Raw genomic sequence first — 19,492 nt, 5'->3', positions numbered from 1 at the left:
CTTGGCAGGCGCTGACCTGGTACCACCCTTTTGATCAGCCTTGGCGCCTTCTGGCGTTCCAGAGCAGCAAGCCCATCAAGAGGCTGAGCAGCACCAGGCCGGACTCAGAAAGGGACGGGATGGGCTCAATGCCGTTTCCGACTCGGCTGCGTACAGGTGTGCGTACGCACAAGGGGTCGTTTGCGGCGCACTGGGCTGCCGGTATGCAGGAAGAACCGCTGCAAGCAGGTGGCGTGGGCGGTGCTTCACAAGTGGCGCCCGTGCAAGCGAGGGGGGCGGTTACAGCGTTCACGATCTGAGTCAGTTGGGCTGACACGTTGTTCAGCACCTGGAAGGTGACGGTCACTGCGATGCTGCCGCCCGCCGCAATGGTGGGAAAGCCAATGTTGCACAACGATCCTGCGGGAGCATTCGCTGCACACGCCGTGGTGCCACCGCCCACAGACACCAAAATCGTGCCTGCTGGCACTACTTCGTTCATGCTGTAGCCGGTGACTGCTGTGCCGCCAGTATTGGTGGCTGTCAACAGGTAGCTCACGGTCTGGCCCGGTTGCAATGGTTGCTGGGTTCCAGGCGCCAGCGTTTTGCTGGCGGACACGTTGCCACCCAACGCCACTGTGATGGGCAATTCCGCGCAATGACCAGGCACGGCTGGGTCAAGTGAGGCGCAAGTTCCACCCGGCGCAGGGGTGACCCCGTTGTTGAAGGGATCTCCCCCGCCTCCGACAGCGGCCTGGCTGGCTGCACCTGCGGCCACTGCCCCCGTGATGCTGAGCGGTAAGGGGATGCTGCTGCTGGCGCCATTGGCAAGCGCGGAGGCCGAGGTGCAAGTGACGGTCTGCCCAGCCGCTGTGCAACTCCAGGCTCCTACGGTTTGCACACCTGTCCACCCAGGTTCAACCCCGGCAGGCAAGGTGTTGATGACCGTCGTGGTCCCTGAGGTGCTTACGGGGCCTGTATTGCGCACGTTGAGCGTCAGTACCGCTCCCGTCTGTCCAATAGTCCACGGGCCATTGGCGCTGTTGGTGATCTGCAGCTGCGGCGCACTCACAGGACTGACGACGGTGCTTCTGCAGTTGTCAGCATTCGGGCAAACGGGGTCACCGCCGCCCAGAACCGTGGCGGTGTTGCTCACGCTGGGGGCGGCCGCCGCCGTAGGCGTGACCGGAATTGACCAACTTGTGCTCTGTCCGGGCGTCAGGCTGGTGGTTCCGACACAAGTCACTTGTTGACCGGTCCTCTGGCAACCAGTGGGCACGCTGGAGATAGTCAAGCTCGCGGGAATAACGTCGATCACGGAAATATCACCCACAGTGGCGGCACTGCCTGTGTTTTGAACCTGCAGCACATACTCGCCCAGCACCCCGACCGCCAGGTTGGGGCTGGCCGTCTTGGTCAACTTCAGTTGAGGTGCACTGATGGGGGTTGTCACAGCGGCTTGGCAGCGTGCCGGCAAGGAACTTTGAGCGGTCCCTGGGACGCAGCCGGGGTCTCCACCACCGGTGGCAGTGGCGGTGTTCTGGATGGACTGGCCGTTGATCGAGTTTTGCGCCGTCACTGGAATGACCATGCTGGTCGAGGCGTTGATGGCAAGGCTGCTGACGGTACAGGTCACGGTTTGGCCGGTGGCCAGGCAATTGGTCGGAATGGTGCCTAGCGTCAGGCCAGCAGGCACTTCATCGGTGACGGTCACGTTCGCATTGGTAGCTGCGCTGCCGTTGTTGGTCACGGTGAGGGTGTAGTTGGCGGCTTGGCCCACCACCAGGGTGGTGGGATCAGCGGCTTTGGTGATCAGCAGCTGCGGTGCGGTGATCGTGCCGCTGGCGCTGCCCGAGCAGTTGACTCCCGTTGGGCAGGTCGGGTCACCGCCGCCCGTGACGGTCGCTGTATTGTTGGCCGCCTGGCCGACAGCGCTGGGCAGCGGCGTCACTGGAAGGCTATAGCTGACCTGGCCACCAAAAGGCAATCCAGCGGGAACATCGCAGCGCACGCCTTGCCCGCCCGTGCTGACGCAACCAGGGGGTAATGTGCCAATGCTGAGCGAGGACGGAACCACGTCATCGATCTGACCTGCCAGCGTGGCGGCTTGGCCGTTGTTGGTGACGGTGATGACGTAGGCGTTCGGGACGCCAGCGACCAGTGTCGTGTTCTGCAGCGTTTTGTTGACGTTGAAGCTAGGAGCGTTCACAGGTGTGACCACTGCGCCCTGGCAACTCTGGGCGAGAGGTCCCGTAGCCGGACATTGGGCATCTCCACCCCCTCGGACGAAGGCGGTGTTGGTGGCGGGCGAATTGGTGCCTGCTGCAATAGCGACGGGTATGGAGATGGTCGGAGCTGACGTGTTGAAAAGCAACGCTGTTGCTCGCGTGCAGGTGATGGCGGTCGTCGTGCTCGCGCTGCAGTCCCAACCTGCGCCCGTGGGTGTGCCGGTTGCTGTAATGCCTGCCGGTAGCGTGTCAGTGACGGTGACGGTGCCACTTGTGATGCTGGTTCCGTTGTTGCTTACCTGAAGCGAATAGAAGCCAGTCTGGCCAACCGCGAAGGCGGCAGGTGTTGCTGACTTGGTGATGGTCAAGTGAGGGCTACCCGCGTTGGTGTTCGTGGCTGTAGCAGACTTGGCGCACGGCGTGCTTGTGCAGGCCATGCTCGCCGGGGGCGTGGCGGTAACCGTATTGACGATGTCGCCCGTCGCGGAAGGCGCTGCCATCCCGGAAATGACCATTGCAATGGCAGAACCCGAGGGTAAGGTGACGTTGGTCAGATTGATGCTGTTTCCCGTGCCGTTGGCGTTCACTGTAGAGCCGTCGCAAGCCCCGCCGGCACTTCCTGCGCAGGTCCAGGTGCTCACGTTCACGCTGGATGGGACGCTGTCTGTCACGTTGACGCCAGCTACATTGCTGGGCCCGTTGTTCTGCACCGTGATGGTGTAGTTGAGTGCCTGGCCAGGAAGATAGGTGCCATCTGTCGGCTGTGTCGCAGTTTTGCTTACCTGCAAGTCAGCCCGGGGCAGCGAAGTGTTGCTGTCTTGCGCGGTGACGGTGGCTCCGCCTGCGGGTGTGGCAGATGCCGTATTGATCAGAGGCGAGGTAGTCATCGAGGACGAAAAGCGCACCGGAAGAGAGTAAACCAAGGCATTGCCTGCGCCGCCGCCCACAGTGGCGCCGGTGGCTCCGAAAGTGCTTGCGCCTGAAGCGCCCGAGATGGTGCCGCAGACGCCAGTCCCGGTCACGGTGCACGTGGGTACTCCGGTCAGCGTCACTCCCGCAGGCAGGTTGTCTGTCACGCTAATTCCGGTTGTGTCGCTGAGGCCGACGCTGCTTACGGTGACGACATAGGTGCCGGTGGCACCTGGGGTGTAGGTTGTGCTGTTGTCCGTTTTTGTGATCGAAATCCTTGAGTCCTGAGTGACGGAATTCGTGTCTGTCTCAGAATTGTTGGCCGAGTTCGGGTCTACGACGGTGGAGGGCGGGGTGATGGTCGCGGTGTTGGAGATCGATCCGGTGACGCTCGCGGCGATCTGCGCGGTGACGGTGAAAGTCACCTGTCCGGTCGTGGCGGGAATGGTCACAGGCGCTGCAATCGGTCCGTTACCACTTGCTGCGGGGCAGACTGCGCCGCCGGTGGCCGCACACGTCCAACTGGTGAAGGTCATACCAGGCGGTGGCGTATCCGTGAACTGAGCGCCAGCAATGTTGCTGGGGCCGGCGTTTCGCAGTACCACGGAGTAAGTGGTGGAGCTGCCCGCCGTGACTGTCGACACGTTGTCAGTCTTGGTGACGCTCAGATCACCGCTGCCGGTCGCTGAGAGCGTCGCAGACACGGGGTCGGGGTTGCTGGGGCCTTGATTGGTGACGAGGTTGTTGGCAGGCACCACGTTGATAAGATTGCCCGCATCATTGGCCCGAACGTTCACTGCAAGGGTACAGACGCTGCCTGCGTTGATACTGGCGCCGGCACCCGTGAGGCCGACTGTACCGCTCCCGGCGACGGCGCTGATGACCGCAGATGACGCTGTGCAGCCCGTACCCGTGAAGGTCGCGGAGGGCGGTGTGGCCACCACCATGCCACTGGGCAGCGTATCACTGAGCCTGACACCGGTCAGATTGATGGCGCCCGCGCTATTGTTCAGAACCTGCAGAATAAGTTGCGATGTTCCGCCCATGGCCACGATGGTGGGATTGAAGCCCTTGGCCAGGTTGACTGAAGGGTCTCGGGCCACCAGATTGGCAGACGCGGCCGAATGGTTGATGACGTTTTCATTGCTGGAGGTGACGGAACCTACCGGTAAAGTATTGACAGCTGTTCCGTTGGACAAGGCGGGCGCGGTCACTGGAACTGAAACTGTGCACGAAGTGGCTGCGTTCGCGGTACCTACTGGAAGCAACCCCCCACTCAAGCTCACACTGCCGCCGCCCAACGGGGCGGTCACCACACCGTTGGTACAAGTGGTGGTGGCTGCGCCTGCTATCACCATGGCATAGGGCGTCGTTGGCAGCGAGTCGGTGAATGACAGATTGGTCAGGGCGGCCGCTTGTGCTGCGCGTGTCAGGGTAATGGTGAGCGTCGAGTTCTGAAGGCCGGAGGCAATGGGTGTCGGTGCAAAAGCCTTGGAGACGGTCAGGGCCCGTGTCACAGCGAAAGTCGCAGTGGCGCTGGACGTGTTGTTGCCCACGGTGGTGACCAGTCCCCCTACCGGGATGGTATTGGTGCGGTTGGTCAACGCCGCGTTGCCAGCGATGCGGACAGGAACCGTGATGGTGCACGTGCCTCCTGCGGGTATGGCTCCGTCTGTCTTGGTGACCAGGGTAGCGCCCAAGGGGGCGTTGACAGTTCCTCCGCAGGTCGTGGTGGCTGCCCCACCCACCGTGATTCCGGCACCCATGGTTCCCAGGTTGTCCGTGAACGAGGTAATGCCCGCGGGAGAGGAAGAGTCGTTGCGCAGCGTAATGGTCAGATTCACCAAGCCTGTCTGGACTGCCGTGCCGGTGAAGGTCTTGCCCACATAGACCACCCCTGACGGATTGATAACCACGGTAGCAGGCACGATGGTAGGAGTGACGCCACCGAAGTTGATGCCTGTGATCTGAGTCGCCCCATTGGTGCTGCTGATAGCAGATCCACCGCTGTTGATGGCTGTGTAGTTGATGCTGATCGTGCAGGATGTGGCACCGGTGCCTGCGGGGGCAGAGGCTACGCTGCCACCCGCCACCGTGACCACGTTGGCTGAAATCGACACCGATCCACCGCAGGTATTGCTGGCCAGACTTCCAGGAATGACGCCGGCTGGCAAAGTGTCAGTGAAGTTGATGGGCATGGCCGAGCCCACGTTGTAGTTTTCAATGACGAGGTTCAGCACGGACGATGTGCCGTTGAAAATCGGGCTGGCCGCAAACTGCTTGACGATACGCGCTCCCGTCTGCACTGTCGTATTGGCGGCAAACGCTGCGTTATTGCTGGCGAGCGGGCCTTCAGCTGCGGTAACGCCCCCGACGGGAATGGTGTTGGTCGCCGTGCCACTGGAAAAAACGTTGGGATTGGATGGCGTCACTTGAGCCGTGACTGTGCAGCTCGAGTTGGGTGCTATGGTGCCGCCCGACATGGAAATAGACGAAGCATTTGCGACAGCATTGAGTACGCCGGCGCCGCACGTCGTGGTGGCATTGGGAGGGGAAGCGAGCCTGAGCAGTGGGGGCAGGTTGTCCGTCACTGCGACGTTATTGAGCGCAATGGTATTGTTGTTTCGCAGCGTAATAGTGAAGGTGTTTGTTCCGTTGCCATGGACGATGGCCGGAGAGAAAACCTTGGTGCCCACAATGGCTGTGAGGCCTACGACGGTCAGACTGGCGTCCGCTCCTTGGCCATTTACACCTTCCGAAGAGGTGAGTGCACCCGCAGGGATTTCATTGAGATAGGTGTCACCTGCAGCGGCCACTACATTGACGCTGAATGAACAAACGCCCGGTCCGGTGGAGGAGGCTGGAACCGTTGCACCGCTCAGGGTGACAGCGTTGCCGCCGGCTACGGCGGAAATGCTTGCGCCTGCGCAATTCGTAGTGGCGTTGGGCGGACTGGCGATGACGAGGCCCGCTGGCAGGGTATCCGTGATGCTAGCCCCCGTAGCTGCCACGCTGTTTGAATTGAAGAGAGCCACCGTCAGCGTCGAAGGCTGGTTGACGGCTGTGGATATGGGGTTGAAGCTTTTGTTAACTCCCATGGCTGCGTAACTCGAGCCACAGAGTAAAAGGGCCAAGCCTGCTGCCAAATACTTTGGTTGTATTATTTTGCTGGAAAATTTAAACATTTTTCCTCACTTCTGGTATTGAGCTGCGAACCCGGAAAATCAAGGGTGCTGGGGTTGGCTTGTGGTTCGGGGACTGGTCTTGTCTCGTGCTTTTTCGTTCAAACAAACACGACCGGCCCAGACCTCCAGCGTGTTTAGCTACGTGGGGATTGATCCATTGAAATAGCCAATGACGCGGCTGCTTCATTTTGTTCAGGTTTACTGAAAACAGAAACTTCCGCACACCAGGAATTAAGGCTCAACGTGAATTTTTTCTCGATTGCGGCTTAGCGGGAAAAGCACGGATAAACCCGGCCGGGTGAGCTCGGAAAAGTGCGGGCGGGGGATTTGGCGAGCGTGACGGTGCCTGCCCAGGAGGGAGGCCGTGCTGCGCTAGTGGGGATGGCGTGCCAAGACTTGCGTGATGAGTCTGGCGGCGATTTGAAGCCTCAGGTTAGGAGGCTAAATCGGGTGGCCGATATTCGAGGGAAAACCCGGGCTGCTGTGGAGCTGGGGTCATTGAATAAATCGAACATGTAGACCAGATTTATTCCAAAGATCTAATTAAAAAACAATTCTGGCCAATAGTTTTTTTAGTAATTTTTCATTCAGGGAGAAGCCTGGTGCGGTCTAAGTCGCGATGAACAATTGAGGTCTTTTTTTGAATTGATTTTCCGAACGAGTAATTAAATTTCATTCAACTGAAAAAGTAATCCAAAAAAGTAAAAACCCCTCGCGGGACCAATTGTTGGCCGCCGTGAGGGGTTCGAGAATTAATTAACGGGTTGCTGTATTTTCGCGAAATAGGCCCGAACCGATACGGATCCAGATTTCTTCAATTCAAGAATCAACCGGGCTCAAGACAGTGAAGCCACCTTGGTGTCAGTGGTTTGTATGGGCGGAGTTGCGGGGATGGGAGTGGGCGGCGGCACCACGGCTGCACGAAGGCCGGGGGTGTTGCTGGGCAAGGGACGACCCTTGGCTACCTGATACAAGCGAGAGTGTTCCTGCAGCACTTTTTGCGCATAGCCTCCATCGCTAGGTAGATTTGCGGCGCCCACGTAGTAGCGCAGGCCACCTTCCACCGAGCCTGCACGGGCAATGTAGTCCTGCAGGATTTTGACGCCCACGCGCAAATTGGTCTTTGGATCGAACGCCGCGTAGTGACCGCCGTAGTCCATGTACTTTTCCGAGTGCACAGAAGTCATGACTTGCATGAGACCCTGCGCACCCACAGAACTTTGTGCGAAAGGGTTGAAGCTGGATTCAACAGCCATCACCGCCAGGATCAATGTGGGGTCCAGACGGCTGCTACGGCCAACTTCATAGGCCTCAGCGACCAGCGCAGCCAATGGCTCTGGGGCCACTCGGTATTTCTTGGCGATCCAGAACGCCACATTGGCTTGTTCGAGAGGCAACTCGCCCGGGTTAGCCGCGGTGGCGCGATCGATGGCACCTGGCTCAGGCCGGACGCCGGTCGCTGCCACTTTGCGCTCGGTCAGCCAACTTGTGAGGCGTTCCTCGCCTTGCGCACGCAGATCGGGCCTGGTGCTCAGCATGACTATGCCGAACACAACAGCCAGGCCAACCAGGGCAAAACTGTTGTGCATGATTTCGAAGAAGCCTTCAGCCACGTCACCGCAGAATGTGCGTATGCCGCGCGCCACAGGGCTGCCAGCAGAACCAGATGCTTTCATCGCATTCCTTATCTAGCCACCAACGCACTCCCCAAACCTTGGCACTGAGGGTGGCGGCCAAGGGGGGCGAGGCTCGTTGACGGAGTCGCTTAAGAGGGTGCCCATGTACGCGTGCGCCGAAACGACCGGCGCTGCATGCGTTTGTTCTTCTTGGAACGGGGCCTGCCAGAATTGGCAGCAGACCAGGGTTTTCCTGGGTTTGGGTTGGATGGCGCGATTCTAGAAGCGTTCCAAATACTCAGTCAAGTATAAGAAACAGAGAGAACTGTCTAAAAATGATATAAAAAAGCTAAAAGGTGTATCTGAAGGCTGCTTTAGGACGTACTCCAACGCATTGACTGCGTCAATCGCGAGCGTGGGAGCATTGATACTTTCATTTGACTTGAGACCTTGAGCGGGATTACAGTGAAGTTGTCCGATGCTCTCGGGCAAACCTAGGCGCAAGGGCCTGCCTGATGTAGCTGATACATCGGGACAGGAAACCTGAGTCAACCCCTTGAAGGCAATACATTGCCTTCTCCCGCTTTCTGGAAACATCAAGCTTTCCAGAGCGGACCCGGTGGTCATTGACGCTTTTGTCGCACCACCTAGGGCCCGGCGGCTTGACTTCAGGTCGGGTCGCCGGGCCTTCTGATTTAGATTTTGCCTAAAGTTGCACTTGGTATAGGTTTTTTTCATTCGACTGGGGCCTGGATGCATGGACAATCCGCTCCTGATGGAAGAAAACGGCGCTCACCCCAAACCCCAGCCTCCAGTAAAAAGATTTCTCGCGAACCGATGGGCTCGCCGGGCGGTCTACCTGCTGGGCACGCTTTTGACTCTCTGGATACTGGCTTGGCTGGCCCTGCCGCCACTGGCTAAATGGCAAGGCGAGAAGATTGCGAGTGAGCAACTGGGCCGCAAGGTCAGTATTGGCTCTATAGATTTCAAGCCCTGGAGCCTGGAATTGACCTTGCGGGATCTGGCTTTGGCCAGCGCGGATGGCAAGACCCAGCAGTTGACCGTCAAGCGGGTGTATGCGGATGGCGAACTGGAATCTCTTTGGCGCCTGGCGCCTGTGGTCGATGCGATCCAGATCGAAGAGCCTGTGTTGCGTGTGGCCCATCAGGGAGAAGGCCGTTACGATTTTGACGACATCCTTGCACGCCTGGCTGCGCAGCCCAAGAAAGAGGACGATGGCAAGCCAGCACGCTTTGCGTTCTACAACATCGACCTGAAAGGCGGCACGCTCGATTTCGACGATCGAGCGGTTGGGCAGAAGCACGAAGTGCGGGATCTGCAACTCGTCTTGCCTTTCATCAGCAACTTGCCATCGCAGCGTGAGATCAAGGTGCTGCCGCATCTGGCATTTGTGGCCAACGGCAGCCGATTCGATTCAACTGCACAAACCTTGCCTTTTACCGATTCACGGCAGACTGATGCGGTGTTCAGGCTGGCCAAGCTGGATCTGTCTCCTTATCTCGGCTACATCCCGTCAAGCCTTCCCGTGCCGTTGCGGCTCAAAGCAGCCATGGTGGATGCTGAACTGACTTTGGGATTCGAGCAGACTCCCAAGCCGTCCCTGCGCCTGGGTGGGAACTTTCAAGTCAGTGGACTGAAGTCTGTTGACACAAAAGGTGCTGATGCGCTGACCTTCGATGCGCTGAAAGTTGAACTGGCCGACGTCCGGCCTCTGGAGCAGCGGGTGCACCTGGCGTCGGTTGAGCTGAACGGACCACGCGTGGTGGTGCACCGTGACAAGCAGGGCCAGATCAACCTGTTGGTGTCTACGAGCGAAGAAACCGGATCGAAGACAATTGCCAAGGGGGAAGTCGTCACCGTGGCAGCGGCGCCAAAAGACCCACAGGGTAGGGCTGCTCCGGGATGGCAGGTGTCCATTGACAAACTGGCCGTGCACGGTGGTACGGCGGCTTTCACGGATGAGACCACGGCTGAAGGGGCCTCATCGGCGGCCACGCTGCAATTCGACAAGTTTGAGCTGGCGGTAGAGTCTGTAGGCTATCCATTTGCCAAGCCGCTCTCCTTCAGGGGCTCTGCCGCATTGGTTGGCGCCGAAGGCCTGACGCCTTTGCTTGCGCAAGCCAGAACTGCGGTAGGCGGTCGACAGTCAAAGTCTCCGGCGGCGGAGGTGGCTCGAGGGGCGCCTACCTTGGCGTTCGAAGGTACTGCGACCGATCGCGTGGCCGATGTGTCGACGAGAATCGAGCACGTGCCAGTCGCATTGGCTGCCCCTTACCTGGCGCAAATCATCCATCCTCGGTTGACGGGTAGCCTGGACGCGCAGTTAGCCTTGCATTGGGCAGCGCCCATGGCTGCAGACCTGCCGGCCAACCTCAAGCTGAAAGCCGAGCGCGTGGCGCTCAATAACTTGAGTCTGACGGAATCAAATTCGGCCAGGGCCAGCGCTCCAAAAAATGAGCGGCCAAGAACCTCGCGAACCAACGCAAGGCGCGACTCACTCGCTTCCGTGCGTCAGATTGAAGTGGTGGACGCCGAAGTGGATCTGCGCACCCGGGTGGCAAGAGTCGGCAAGCTTTCCATTGGCGAACCCAGCATGGATGTGGAGCGTGGGTCTGACAAGCGCTGGATGTTCGAGTCATGGCTGCGCCAGACAACCGAGTCATCAGCTGCTCCTGCGACAACCGGCAAGGCAAAGGCATCTGGAAACCCGCCACCTGGCGCGCCCTGGAAGTTCGCCATCGATGAGTTTTCACTGAGCGGAGGCACTGTGGGTTGGCGTGACGCGGCCACGACGCGTCCTGTGAGAGCCGAACTGACCCGCCTCAAACTGGAGGCACGCCAGCTTAGCCTTGATTCTGGAAAACCCATGCCCGTGACCTTGTCGACGCAATTGGGCGCGGGCCGGGCTGAGCCCGGTTCCATTTCCTGGCGAGGCACCGTGGGTTTGACACCGATAGCGGCCAACGGAGCGGTAGATGCGCAGCGCTTGCCCGTACACGCTTTCGAGCCCTACTTTGATGACGCCATCAACCTGGACATATTGCGGGCCGATGCCAGTTTCAAGGGGCAGGTGGCTTACAGCGATACAGCACAGGGCCCTCGTCTGAAGCTCAATGGCGACGCTCTGCTGGAAGAGCTGAGAACCCATAGCCGACCTAATTCGACACTGGATGCTGGTGCGGCTCCGGCGGACGCCACGGCGACGGCCCGTTCCGCAAGCGGCAGTGCGCCTGCGCTCACCGCACCCCCACCATCAAGCAGGGGGGCTGAATCAGGTCGACCTGCGGGCGAGATGACTGCTTCGCAGGCGTTGGTGGCGCCGTCTGCGGTTCGAACCAGCACGGGCTCGAGCAGGACCAATGTTTTGGGCGAGGAGTTACTCAGCTGGAAGCTTCTGAGGCTTGCCGGGCTCGATGTGGCGCTGGAGCCTGGGAAAGCGCCGCGGGTCGAAGTCAAGAATACGCTGCTGTCGGATTTTTACGCGCGGCTCATCATTGATCCGAATGGCCGAATCAACCTGCAGGATCTGCTGAAATCGGGAGCAAGTGATGCTCCCGCCTCTGCTACGTCGACCAGATCGGGTGCCGGTTCGCCTGTCAATGGGATGCCCGCATCGGGAGAGTTTTCTGCAGGTGGGGGCGCATCAGCCTCACCGGCCGCATCGTCGGCCACCTCAGCCGCCGCTGCGACTGATCCGAATGCCCCGGTCATTCTTTTTGGACCTGTGGAGCTGGTCAACGGCAAGGTGCTGTTCTCAGACCGCTTCATCCGCCCGAACTACTCGGCCGATTTGACTGAGTTGAATGGCAGCCTGAGCGCGTTTTCTTCCATCGCACCCGCCGGGGCGCCGCAAATGGCCGATTTGAAAATTGTGGGCCGCGCCGAAGGAAGTGCGGCGCTCGAGGTCACCGGCAAGCTCAACCCGTTGGCTAAACCGCTGGCATTGGATATCAAAGGTAAGGTGAGCGATCTTGAACTACCGCCACTGACTCCCTATTCTGTGAAGTACGCCGGGCACGGCATTGAGCGAGGCAAGCTCAGCGTCGATGTTTCTTACGCCGTGCAGCCCGACGGCCGCCTGACGGCTACCAATAGGTTGGTGTTGAATCAACTCCAATTCGGCGAACCGGTGCCTGGGGCGCCCGCCAGCCTGCCAGTCAAGCTGGCCACCGCGCTGCTGGCCGATAGCAATGGCGTGATCGACCTCGATCTTCCGATCAGCGGGTCCTTGAACGATCCGCAGTTCAGCCTCGGTCCTATTATTTTCAAGGCGGTGGTGAACCTCATCGGTAGGGCCATTACCGCGCCGTTTACGCTTTTGGCCCGTGCGCTAGGCGGAGGTGCCGGCGGGGATGATCTGGCACAGGTTCCTTTTGCGCAAGGAAGCGCCGCTTTGAACGCTGAGACGCGTGCGAGGCTGGACAAAGTTGCCAAAGCGCTCAACGATCGTCCAGCTCTGAAACTCACCGTGGTTGGCACGGCCAGCTTGTCTGTTGAGAGCGATGCCTGGCGACGTGAACGTTTGAAGGCCCTGGTCGCAGCGGAAAAACGCAGTGAAGGCGGCGGGGGTACGGTTGGCCAAGGAGCGCAAGGGGGTTCAGCACCTTCGGCCACCGAGAAGGCGTTGCCTGCCGCAAGCGCGGCGTCGGCGGCTGAGCGCGCGGTGGGTGAATCAGACTACCCAGTGCTGCTCAAGCGGGTGTACCGACGTGCAGATTTGCCGAACAAGCCACGCAACGCGCTGGGTTTTGCCAAGGACGTCTCCGTGGCTGAGATGGAAGCACTCTTGCTGGCCCACATAGATGTGGGTGAAGACGCCATGCGTCAGCTCGCGGTGCAGCGCGGCGTGGCCGTGAAGGACTATTTAGCCAGCAAGAAGTTGCCAACGGACCGCCTGTTTCTGGGGGCAGCGCGAACCGGAGGGGCCGCTACTGAGGGGGCGACACCTGCAGCGAGTGAGGCGGGTGCACAAGGCGCGGCAGCCAAGTGGGCTCCTCACGCCGAGTTGAATTTGAGCGCGAAGTAAGTCAATTTACGCGTCGCTGAAAGTCTTCGTAGGTCAGCCGAAGTCCTTCTGCCAGGCCCATGCGGGGCTCCCACCCCAGGCTTTGTAAGCGCGTGCTGTCGAGGAGCTTGCGGGGAGTGCCGTCTGGTCGCTCGGGGTTTAGCTCTATGCGGCCTTGAAAGCCCACGGTGTGCGCCACTTGCTTGGCGAGGTCCAGGATGCTGATGTCTTTGCCAAATCCCGCATTCAAATGACGCAACCTCGGCTGTGTGTGCTGTCTATATACCTGCGGATCGAGGTTCATGACGTGCACGCAAGCGGCTGCAAGATCGTCCACATAGAGGAATTCGCGCCTGGGTGTACCGGTGCCCCATAGTTCGACTGCAGGCGCGCCACTGCGCTTGGCTTCGTGAAAACGCCGGATCAGCGCTGGTACGACATGCGAATTCTCGGGATGGTAGTTGTCGCCCGGACCATACAGGTTGGTGGGCATGAGGCATCGGTAGTCGATGCGGTGGCTGTCTCCATACTGCCGGTTGTAACTCTCACAGAGTTTGATGCCGGCAATCTTGGCGATGGCGTACGACTCATTGGTGGGTTCCAGCGAGCCCGTCAGAAGCGCTTCTTCGGCCATAGGTTGGTTTGCTAGCCGAGGGTAGATGCAACTGCTGCCCAGAAGCAGCAATTTCTTGACTCCTGCGAGAAATGACCCGTGGACGACATTGGCCCCTATCATCAAGTTCTGAAACAAGAACTCTGCGGGTAGCGTGTCGTTGGCATGAATGCCTCCTACCTTGGCCGCGGCCAGATATACCTGACTGGGGCGCTCCCTTTCCAGGAAGGCACGGACGGCAGCCTGATCCGTCAGATCAAGTTTTGCTCTGGTGCGGGTGACGATGCACTCCGCGGGATAGCCTGCAGCCAGCAGTTGGCGCACGATGGCGGAGCCCACCATGCCTTGATGACCCGCGACATAAATGCTGGAGGGTTTACCGGCAGAAATGGTGGTGTGGGCAGTCATGAAGTCGTCGAGATGCTTAATTCATCTGAAATGACCATATTCTGTCCCTGAGTTGCACCGAGCCTGCCTTGAGCCATGAGCAGCAGCAATAGGTAGCTGTTCAGTCTTTCGAGCAGGAAGCCCATGGCCCTGCGCTGGTAACCTTCGCGACGCTGATAGTACGGACTCTCCGTAAAAGTGGCCGCGCGGCGCAGGACTGAGAAGATAGCTCGGAAGTTCTCCTTGCCATAGGTTGCGATGCTGCTCGATGGAACGAATGCTGTCATGTTCAGGAACCCCACCACCTGTTGATCAGGAATCACCTTGGCCTGGGCCAGAAAATGGCCGAAGTTCACTATGTCTTCGAGCACATGGACCTGAGCATATTGTCCAAGAATTCCCTGATCCAGGCTTATTTGCGTATTGGTCAACTCAGTCTCTTCGGAGCGATCAAAGGCTGATTCATACTGGTCCAGCTCGTGCGCCTGGATGACCATGGCCCATGGCTGATTAATGGCAGGTGCCGCCTGGGCAGGTTTTTTTGGAGCGATGAAACGGCGATAATGGAAGACCCGCAGAAACCGATGTCCGGCTAATATGTCATCAAGGTGGTCCAGCAACCAGAAGAGCTGGGCATACTCTGACAAGGTGTCGCCGTAGGGCCCGAAGGTGTTGTCAGGTACGTGAACGGATCTTGCCCGAGTGTTCAATGGCACTGGAGAGAGCATCAAATCCACGTATCTTGCGAAATTTTCCGGAAAGGTACGATGTCCGACGCAGATGTTGATGGTGCTCACAATTCGATCCAGTTAAGCCTATTATCAGATGTGGACAGCCAAATGACTCCCTTGCTGGCGCCTTTAAGCTCTTCACCTCCACTCAAAAACCGGGGCCAAACTGCTGGATGCGGATCGCCAGTTTGAGGGTTTTGTCCCGGGTTCGCCCAATCCGGCGAAAATAGCGTGTTCGAGCCGCTTCGGCTCCTCTTTTTTTTAGACTTATGTTTCCCTTTTCTCGCGATCACAAAGACCAGCCAGAAGAACCGCAGGCTGCCCCCAAGCCAGCGCCTGAGGCGCATCCGTTGGACGCACTCACCGGAGGCGTGTTCTCGGCCGCCACTTCAGGTGAGCGCGCTCAGCGTGTTCGCGAGTGGCTGACCACAGAACCTTCTGCTGACCAGATGCAGGAGGTATTCAAAGAGCTGTCCGGCAAGGATAAAGGCGCTGCCAAGGCACTGCGTGAGAAGCTCGATGACCTGCGGCGCGCCAAGGGTCAGGAAGCCGTAGCGGCGGAATGGGCCAGCAAGGCCGAAACCCTTTTGAAAGCTTCGCGCTTGAATATTGCTGATGCGCTGGCGTGGCAGCGTGATGCAGCCAAAGCGGGGGCACCTCTATCCAGGGAGCCCTTGTCCAGGCTGCGCACTGAGCTGGTCGAGCGGATCAAGACCGTGGAAGATCTTCAGCAGCGCGTGATGGTTCAGCGTGAAGCCGCCATGCTGCTGGCTCAGCGCATTGAACTGCTCTCTACGAAGCCTTGGCGTGATGCCCAATCGGCGCAGCCGGGAATTGAATCAGATGTGGCGCGCTGGCTTGGTGAAGCGCAGGCGCTGCCTGAAGACGCCCAGTGGCTCAGCGTCGACGCACGTTTTCCACCCCAATTGGAGTCTGCGCAAAGCCAGTTGAACGCTGTCTGGGAAGCCTTCAGCGCTGTGCTGGCCCAGGCCGTCGTGGCATCAGAGGACAAAAGCGCTGCACTGCCAGCAGTGCCAGTATGGGCGGACGAACTGCGCGCGGAGCGTGGTGAATCTGCCCCGCCTGCCGCCAGCGACAAACCAGAGCGTCAACCTAAGCCCGCCGTTGCGCCCGAGCAACGCGCGGCCGCGTCCAAAGCGGTTGAAGCGGGCGTCATGCTGCTCGAGCAGGCTGTGAGCAGCGGCAACACCAAAAATACGCACAGCGCGACCGCCGCATTGCGTCAGTCATTGAAGGCTCATGGCCGACTGATCGATGACGCGCTGGAGGCCCGTGTACATAGTGCGCTGGTTTCCGCTGGCGAGCTTGAAGGCTGGCAGCGCTGGAGTGCTGACAAGGTGCGTGAGCAACTGGTGGCCAAAGCTGAGGCTCTTTTGGTCAAGCGCAAGCTCAAGGGTCCTCGGCCTGTGGCCGCGGAGGCTCAGGCTGAATCCGGCTCGGCGACTGAACAGACTGCTGAAGCTGCCGATCAAGCAGCCACTGAAGCCGCTGTGGTTGCACAGGCCGAACCTGCCGCTCCAGCAGACGCTGCGTCGACTGAAGTGGAGTCGACCCCCACAGAAAACGCAGCAGAAAGCTCAGTGTCCGGTGAGGCCTCCGCTCTGGAAGCCGCCACAGAAAGCGCCGAAGCAGCGACTGATAAGCCGCTGGACAAGGCCACTGAGAAAGCCGCAGCCGCCGCCGAAGCTTATGAAGTGGTGCCTGCCATGGGTGGGCGCAAACTGCAGGAAACCATTCGCAAACTGCGTGAGGAATGGAAGGCTACCGATCAAGGTGGCGCGCCTAACCACGGTCTGTGGAAGCGTTTTGACCGAGCTTGCAGCGAAGCCCACAAGTTCGTGGAGCAATGGCTGACCACCGTACGCGCGGAAGCGGCAGCGCACAAGGCTGAACGCCTGGCCCTGATTGAGGAAGTCAAGGCGTGGGGCGCGAAGAACGTGGGCGCAGGCGAGGGTGCTGATTGGAAATCCATCAATCGTCAATTGCATCAGTTCTCTGAGCGTTGGCGCAACGCCGGCCATCTGGCCGAGAAGGCATTTGCCGAACTGCAACCCCAGTGGAAAGAAGCCATCCACACGGCTGCGGCTCCCATCGAGAACGCCCAGAAGCTCAGCACCGAGCGCCGTCAGGCCATGATCGCTGAAGCCGAGGCATTGGGTTCCGCGCCTATGCTGCGTGTTGATGCCGTGAAGTCTCTGCAGCAGCGCTGGCAAGCTGAGGCGCAAACTGTGCCGCTGGATCGCCGATTTGAGCAAAAGCTCTGGGATGCCTTCCGCAAACCCATTGATGAGGCGTTCAACCGCAAGACTCAGCAACGCGAGCAAGCCAATGCGGCCATGAGTGCCCATGATCGCGCTGTGCTCGACGCAGCCAAAGCTTTGGAGGCAGCCAATGCCAGCGGTGATGGCCAGCGCATCCGCGCGGCTCTTGCCCAGCTGGAAGCGGCCACACGTGGGGAAGCTGTGGCTGCCGCCGCACCCGCTCCATCCACGTCACCCGCTGCTGCAGCTGAAGCGGTCTCTGGCTCTGACGCACCAACTGGTGATGCACCGGCAGAGGATGCTGCGCCCGAGTCCGCAGATGCACCTGCGCCTGCTCCGGTGGCGCCGCCGAAACCTGCCAAGCCCCTGGTTGCCATGCGCGGGGACGACCGTCCCGGTGCTCGGAAAATCGAGCCAGCGGCACCTGCTCGCGGCGGCAAGTTTGGTGATCGCCGTGAAGGCCGTCCAGGTGATCGCCGCGACGGCGCCGCCAAAGGTGGCTTCGGCAGAGACGCGCGGGGTCCCGGCGGTCCCGGTGGGTTCGGTGATCGAGGCGGCCGGTTCAACGACCGCCCCGAGCGTGGGCCACGCCTGGGGGATGCAGCTTTCCGTGCCCAGCGCGACGCCATGGAACACGCACAGGCTCAGCTGCGCAAGCTTGCTGCACAAGCGCACGGTGAGACCCTGACTCAACTGCTGTCTGCCTGGTCTGCCCGCCAGGCCGATCAATTGCCTAGTTCGCAGGAACTCGGCCGTAGCGTCAGTGGCGGCACACGCAGTGCGTGGGCCCAGGCACTGCAGGCTGCTCCGCAAGGCAACGCTGCCGAGCCTTTGCTCCGCCTGGAAATGGCTGCCGAGGTGCCTACGCCAGCTGAGCAATTGGATGCCCGCCGGGCTCTGCAGCTTCAGCTTCTGACGCGCCGCAATGAGCCGGGCCCGTCCGAGACCTGGGCTGCCGACGCAGGCAAGGTGCTGGCCGCGCCGCATGATGAAGCCGCAGCGCGGCGCTTGCAGAACGCGTTGAAGGTGTTGATGCGCAAGTAAGCAGGAAACATGGGGTCCACACGTACCCCATGCTCGGAAAGCAAAAATCCCGGTACATGGCCGGGATTTTTGCTTTCTGAGGCTGAGCTGACAGACGGGGGAGGTTCTGAAACGGGATGGTCAGAGATCGTCCAACATCAGTACATTCACTTCGTCGCCTGCTGCCACAGGACCCTGTTCATGCTCGAGTACGAGCAAGCCGTTGGCTTGCACCATGGATGAGAGCACGCCCGAGCCTTGATTGCCGGTGATCCGTACAGTGGGTTGGCCATCTGCGCGCGGCGTCACGATGCAGCGCTGATACTCGGTGCGGCCTGGTTTTTTTTGAATCGGGCTTTCACTGACTGCCCTCAGCATGATCTGGGGCTTGGGGGAGGCTCCCATCATGCGCAGCAAGGCCGGGCGAACGAAGGCGATGAAGGTGACCATGACGGCCACTGGATTGCCTGGAAGGCCAAACAGCAGGGCACTGGACGTGGGCGCTATGACCCCATCGCTGCTTTGCGCACCAGCAGCCGGGGCCGAAATATGTCCGACGGCCATGGGGCGACCGGGCCTCATGGCAACGCGCCAAAAGGCCATGTCACCGAGTTTTTGCATCAGTGTTCGTGTGTGATCGGCTTCGCCAGCACTCACGCCGCCACTGGTGATGACGGCATCGGCGCGGGCGGTTGCTTGCAGCAGAGCTTTTTCCAGCAGTGCAGGCTCATCACGGACAACGCCAAGGTCGACCACCTCGCAGCCCAACTGCTTGAGCATGCCAATGACCGTGTATCGGTTGCTGTCGTACACAGCGCCTTCGCGAGGAGCCTCTCCCGCAGAGAGAATCTCGTCGCCGGTGGAGAAGTAGGCGACCCGGATGCGCCGATAAACCTGAACTTGGCCAAGGCCCAGGCTGGCCAACAGGCCGAGGGCGGCAGGCCCCAGGCGTTCACCCTGGGCAAGCGCCGTATGCCCGGCCATGAGGTCTTCACCCAGATGTCGCCGGTTGTCACCGCACTTGAGGACGTTCGCAGGAATACTGACGGCGTCGCCTTGGACCCGTGCGAATTCCAGCGGTACAACAGTATCCAGCCCTGCAGGCATGACGGCACCCGTCATGATCTTGACGCACTTGCCAATGCCTACTGTGCCTTGCCACGCTTTTCCTGCGAAGGCCGTGCCCACTACCTGGAGCCGCAGAGGCAAGTCAGGCTGCAACTGCGCACCATTGAAAGCGAACCCATCCATGGCGGAGTTGTCATGCGGGGGAACACTCACGGGGGAGACGATGTCTTCGGCCAGCACACGCCCCAGAGCGTCAAACAAGGCGACCTGCTCAGTTTCGGTGACCGGTGCCACCAACTCGTTCAAGAATGCGCTCACACGCTCGGTGGTCAGCGATTGAGGGTCGTAACCCTGCAGCCTGGCTGCGATTTGCGCAATGCTTTTCATATGGATTTAAAACTTCTGCTCCAGCGCTTGCAGCAAACGGCTGACCGATCTCAGTCGT

7 protein-coding genes are annotated in these 19,492 nt (G+C 60.0%); 2 read left to right on the top strand and 5 right to left on the bottom strand.

What is annotated here, in order from left to right; translation table 11 throughout:
- Positions 1-34 precede the first annotated feature (34 nt).
- The gene (locus ABIE13_RS22155) at positions 35-6,214 is read right to left on the bottom strand and encodes a beta strand repeat-containing protein (protein WP_354447488.1); all 6,180 of its coding nucleotides are present in this window, start codon (positions 6,212-6,214) and stop codon (positions 35-37) included.
- A 923-nt stretch (positions 6,215-7,137) separates the two neighbouring features.
- Entirely contained in the window at positions 7,138-7,977 is an 840-nt protein-coding gene (locus ABIE13_RS22150; protein ID WP_354447486.1) for a lytic transglycosylase domain-containing protein, read from the bottom strand.
- A gap of 697 nt (positions 7,978-8,674) precedes the next feature.
- On the opposite strand from ABIE13_RS22150, the gene ABIE13_RS22145 reads away from it, so the two are divergent.
- A complete protein-coding gene (locus ABIE13_RS22145) occupies positions 8,675-12,964 on the top strand; it encodes a DUF748 domain-containing protein (RefSeq protein ID WP_354447484.1) in 4,290 nt (1,429 codons plus the stop codon).
- 1 nt (position 12,965) lies between these two features.
- Here ABIE13_RS22145 and ABIE13_RS22140 read toward each other — a convergent pair whose 3' ends face one another.
- The gene (locus tag ABIE13_RS22140) at positions 12,966-13,964 is read right to left on the bottom strand and encodes a GDP-L-fucose synthase family protein (protein ID WP_354447482.1); all 999 of its coding nucleotides are present in this window, start codon (positions 13,962-13,964) and stop codon (positions 12,966-12,968) included.
- Positions 13,961-14,740 (bottom strand): hypothetical protein, encoded by a 780-nt coding sequence (locus ABIE13_RS22135; RefSeq protein ID WP_354447480.1) that lies wholly within the window; start codon positions 14,738-14,740, stop codon positions 13,961-13,963. Before ABIE13_RS22135 ends, ABIE13_RS22140 begins: the two co-directional genes overlap by 4 nt.
- Positions 14,741-14,943: 203 nt before the next feature.
- Between ABIE13_RS22135 and ABIE13_RS22130 the strand changes: the two genes are divergently transcribed.
- Positions 14,944-18,000: a DUF349 domain-containing protein gene (locus ABIE13_RS22130; protein WP_354447478.1), complete on the top strand. Its 3,057-nt coding sequence runs from the start codon at positions 14,944-14,946 to the stop codon at positions 17,998-18,000.
- 120 nt (positions 18,001-18,120) lie between these two features.
- On the opposite strand, the gene moeA is transcribed toward ABIE13_RS22130, so the two are convergent.
- A complete protein-coding gene (gene moeA / locus ABIE13_RS22125; protein ID WP_354447476.1) occupies positions 18,121-19,434 on the bottom strand; it encodes a molybdopterin molybdotransferase MoeA in 1,314 nt (437 codons plus the stop codon).
- Positions 19,435-19,492: the final 58 nt, after the last annotated feature.

It is taken from the genome of Ottowia thiooxydans (assembly GCF_040548795.1).
GTDB lineage: Bacteria > Pseudomonadota > Gammaproteobacteria > Burkholderiales > Burkholderiaceae_C > Ottowia > Ottowia thiooxydans_A.
This window is presented reverse-complemented; position numbering and strand designations above follow the sequence as displayed.

Excerpts from the sequence above, each read along its gene's own strand:
- ABIE13_RS22155 (WP_354447488.1), bottom strand. The coding sequence starts at position 6,214 with ATGGGAGTTAACAAAAGCTTCAACCCCATATCCACAGCCGTCAACCAG.
- ABIE13_RS22150 (WP_354447486.1), bottom strand. The coding sequence starts at position 7,977 with ATGAAAGCATCTGGTTCTGCTGGCAGCCCTGTGGCGCGCGGCATACGC.
- ABIE13_RS22145 (WP_354447484.1), top strand. The coding sequence starts at position 8,675 with ATGGACAATCCGCTCCTGATGGAAGAAAACGGCGCTCACCCCAAACCC.
- ABIE13_RS22140 (WP_354447482.1), bottom strand. The coding sequence starts at position 13,964 with ATGACTGCCCACACCACCATTTCTGCCGGTAAACCCTCCAGCATTTAT.
- ABIE13_RS22130 (WP_354447478.1), top strand. The coding sequence starts at position 14,944 with ATGTTTCCCTTTTCTCGCGATCACAAAGACCAGCCAGAAGAACCGCAG.
- moeA (WP_354447476.1), bottom strand. The coding sequence starts at position 19,434 with ATGAAAAGCATTGCGCAAATCGCAGCCAGGCTGCAGGGTTACGACCCT.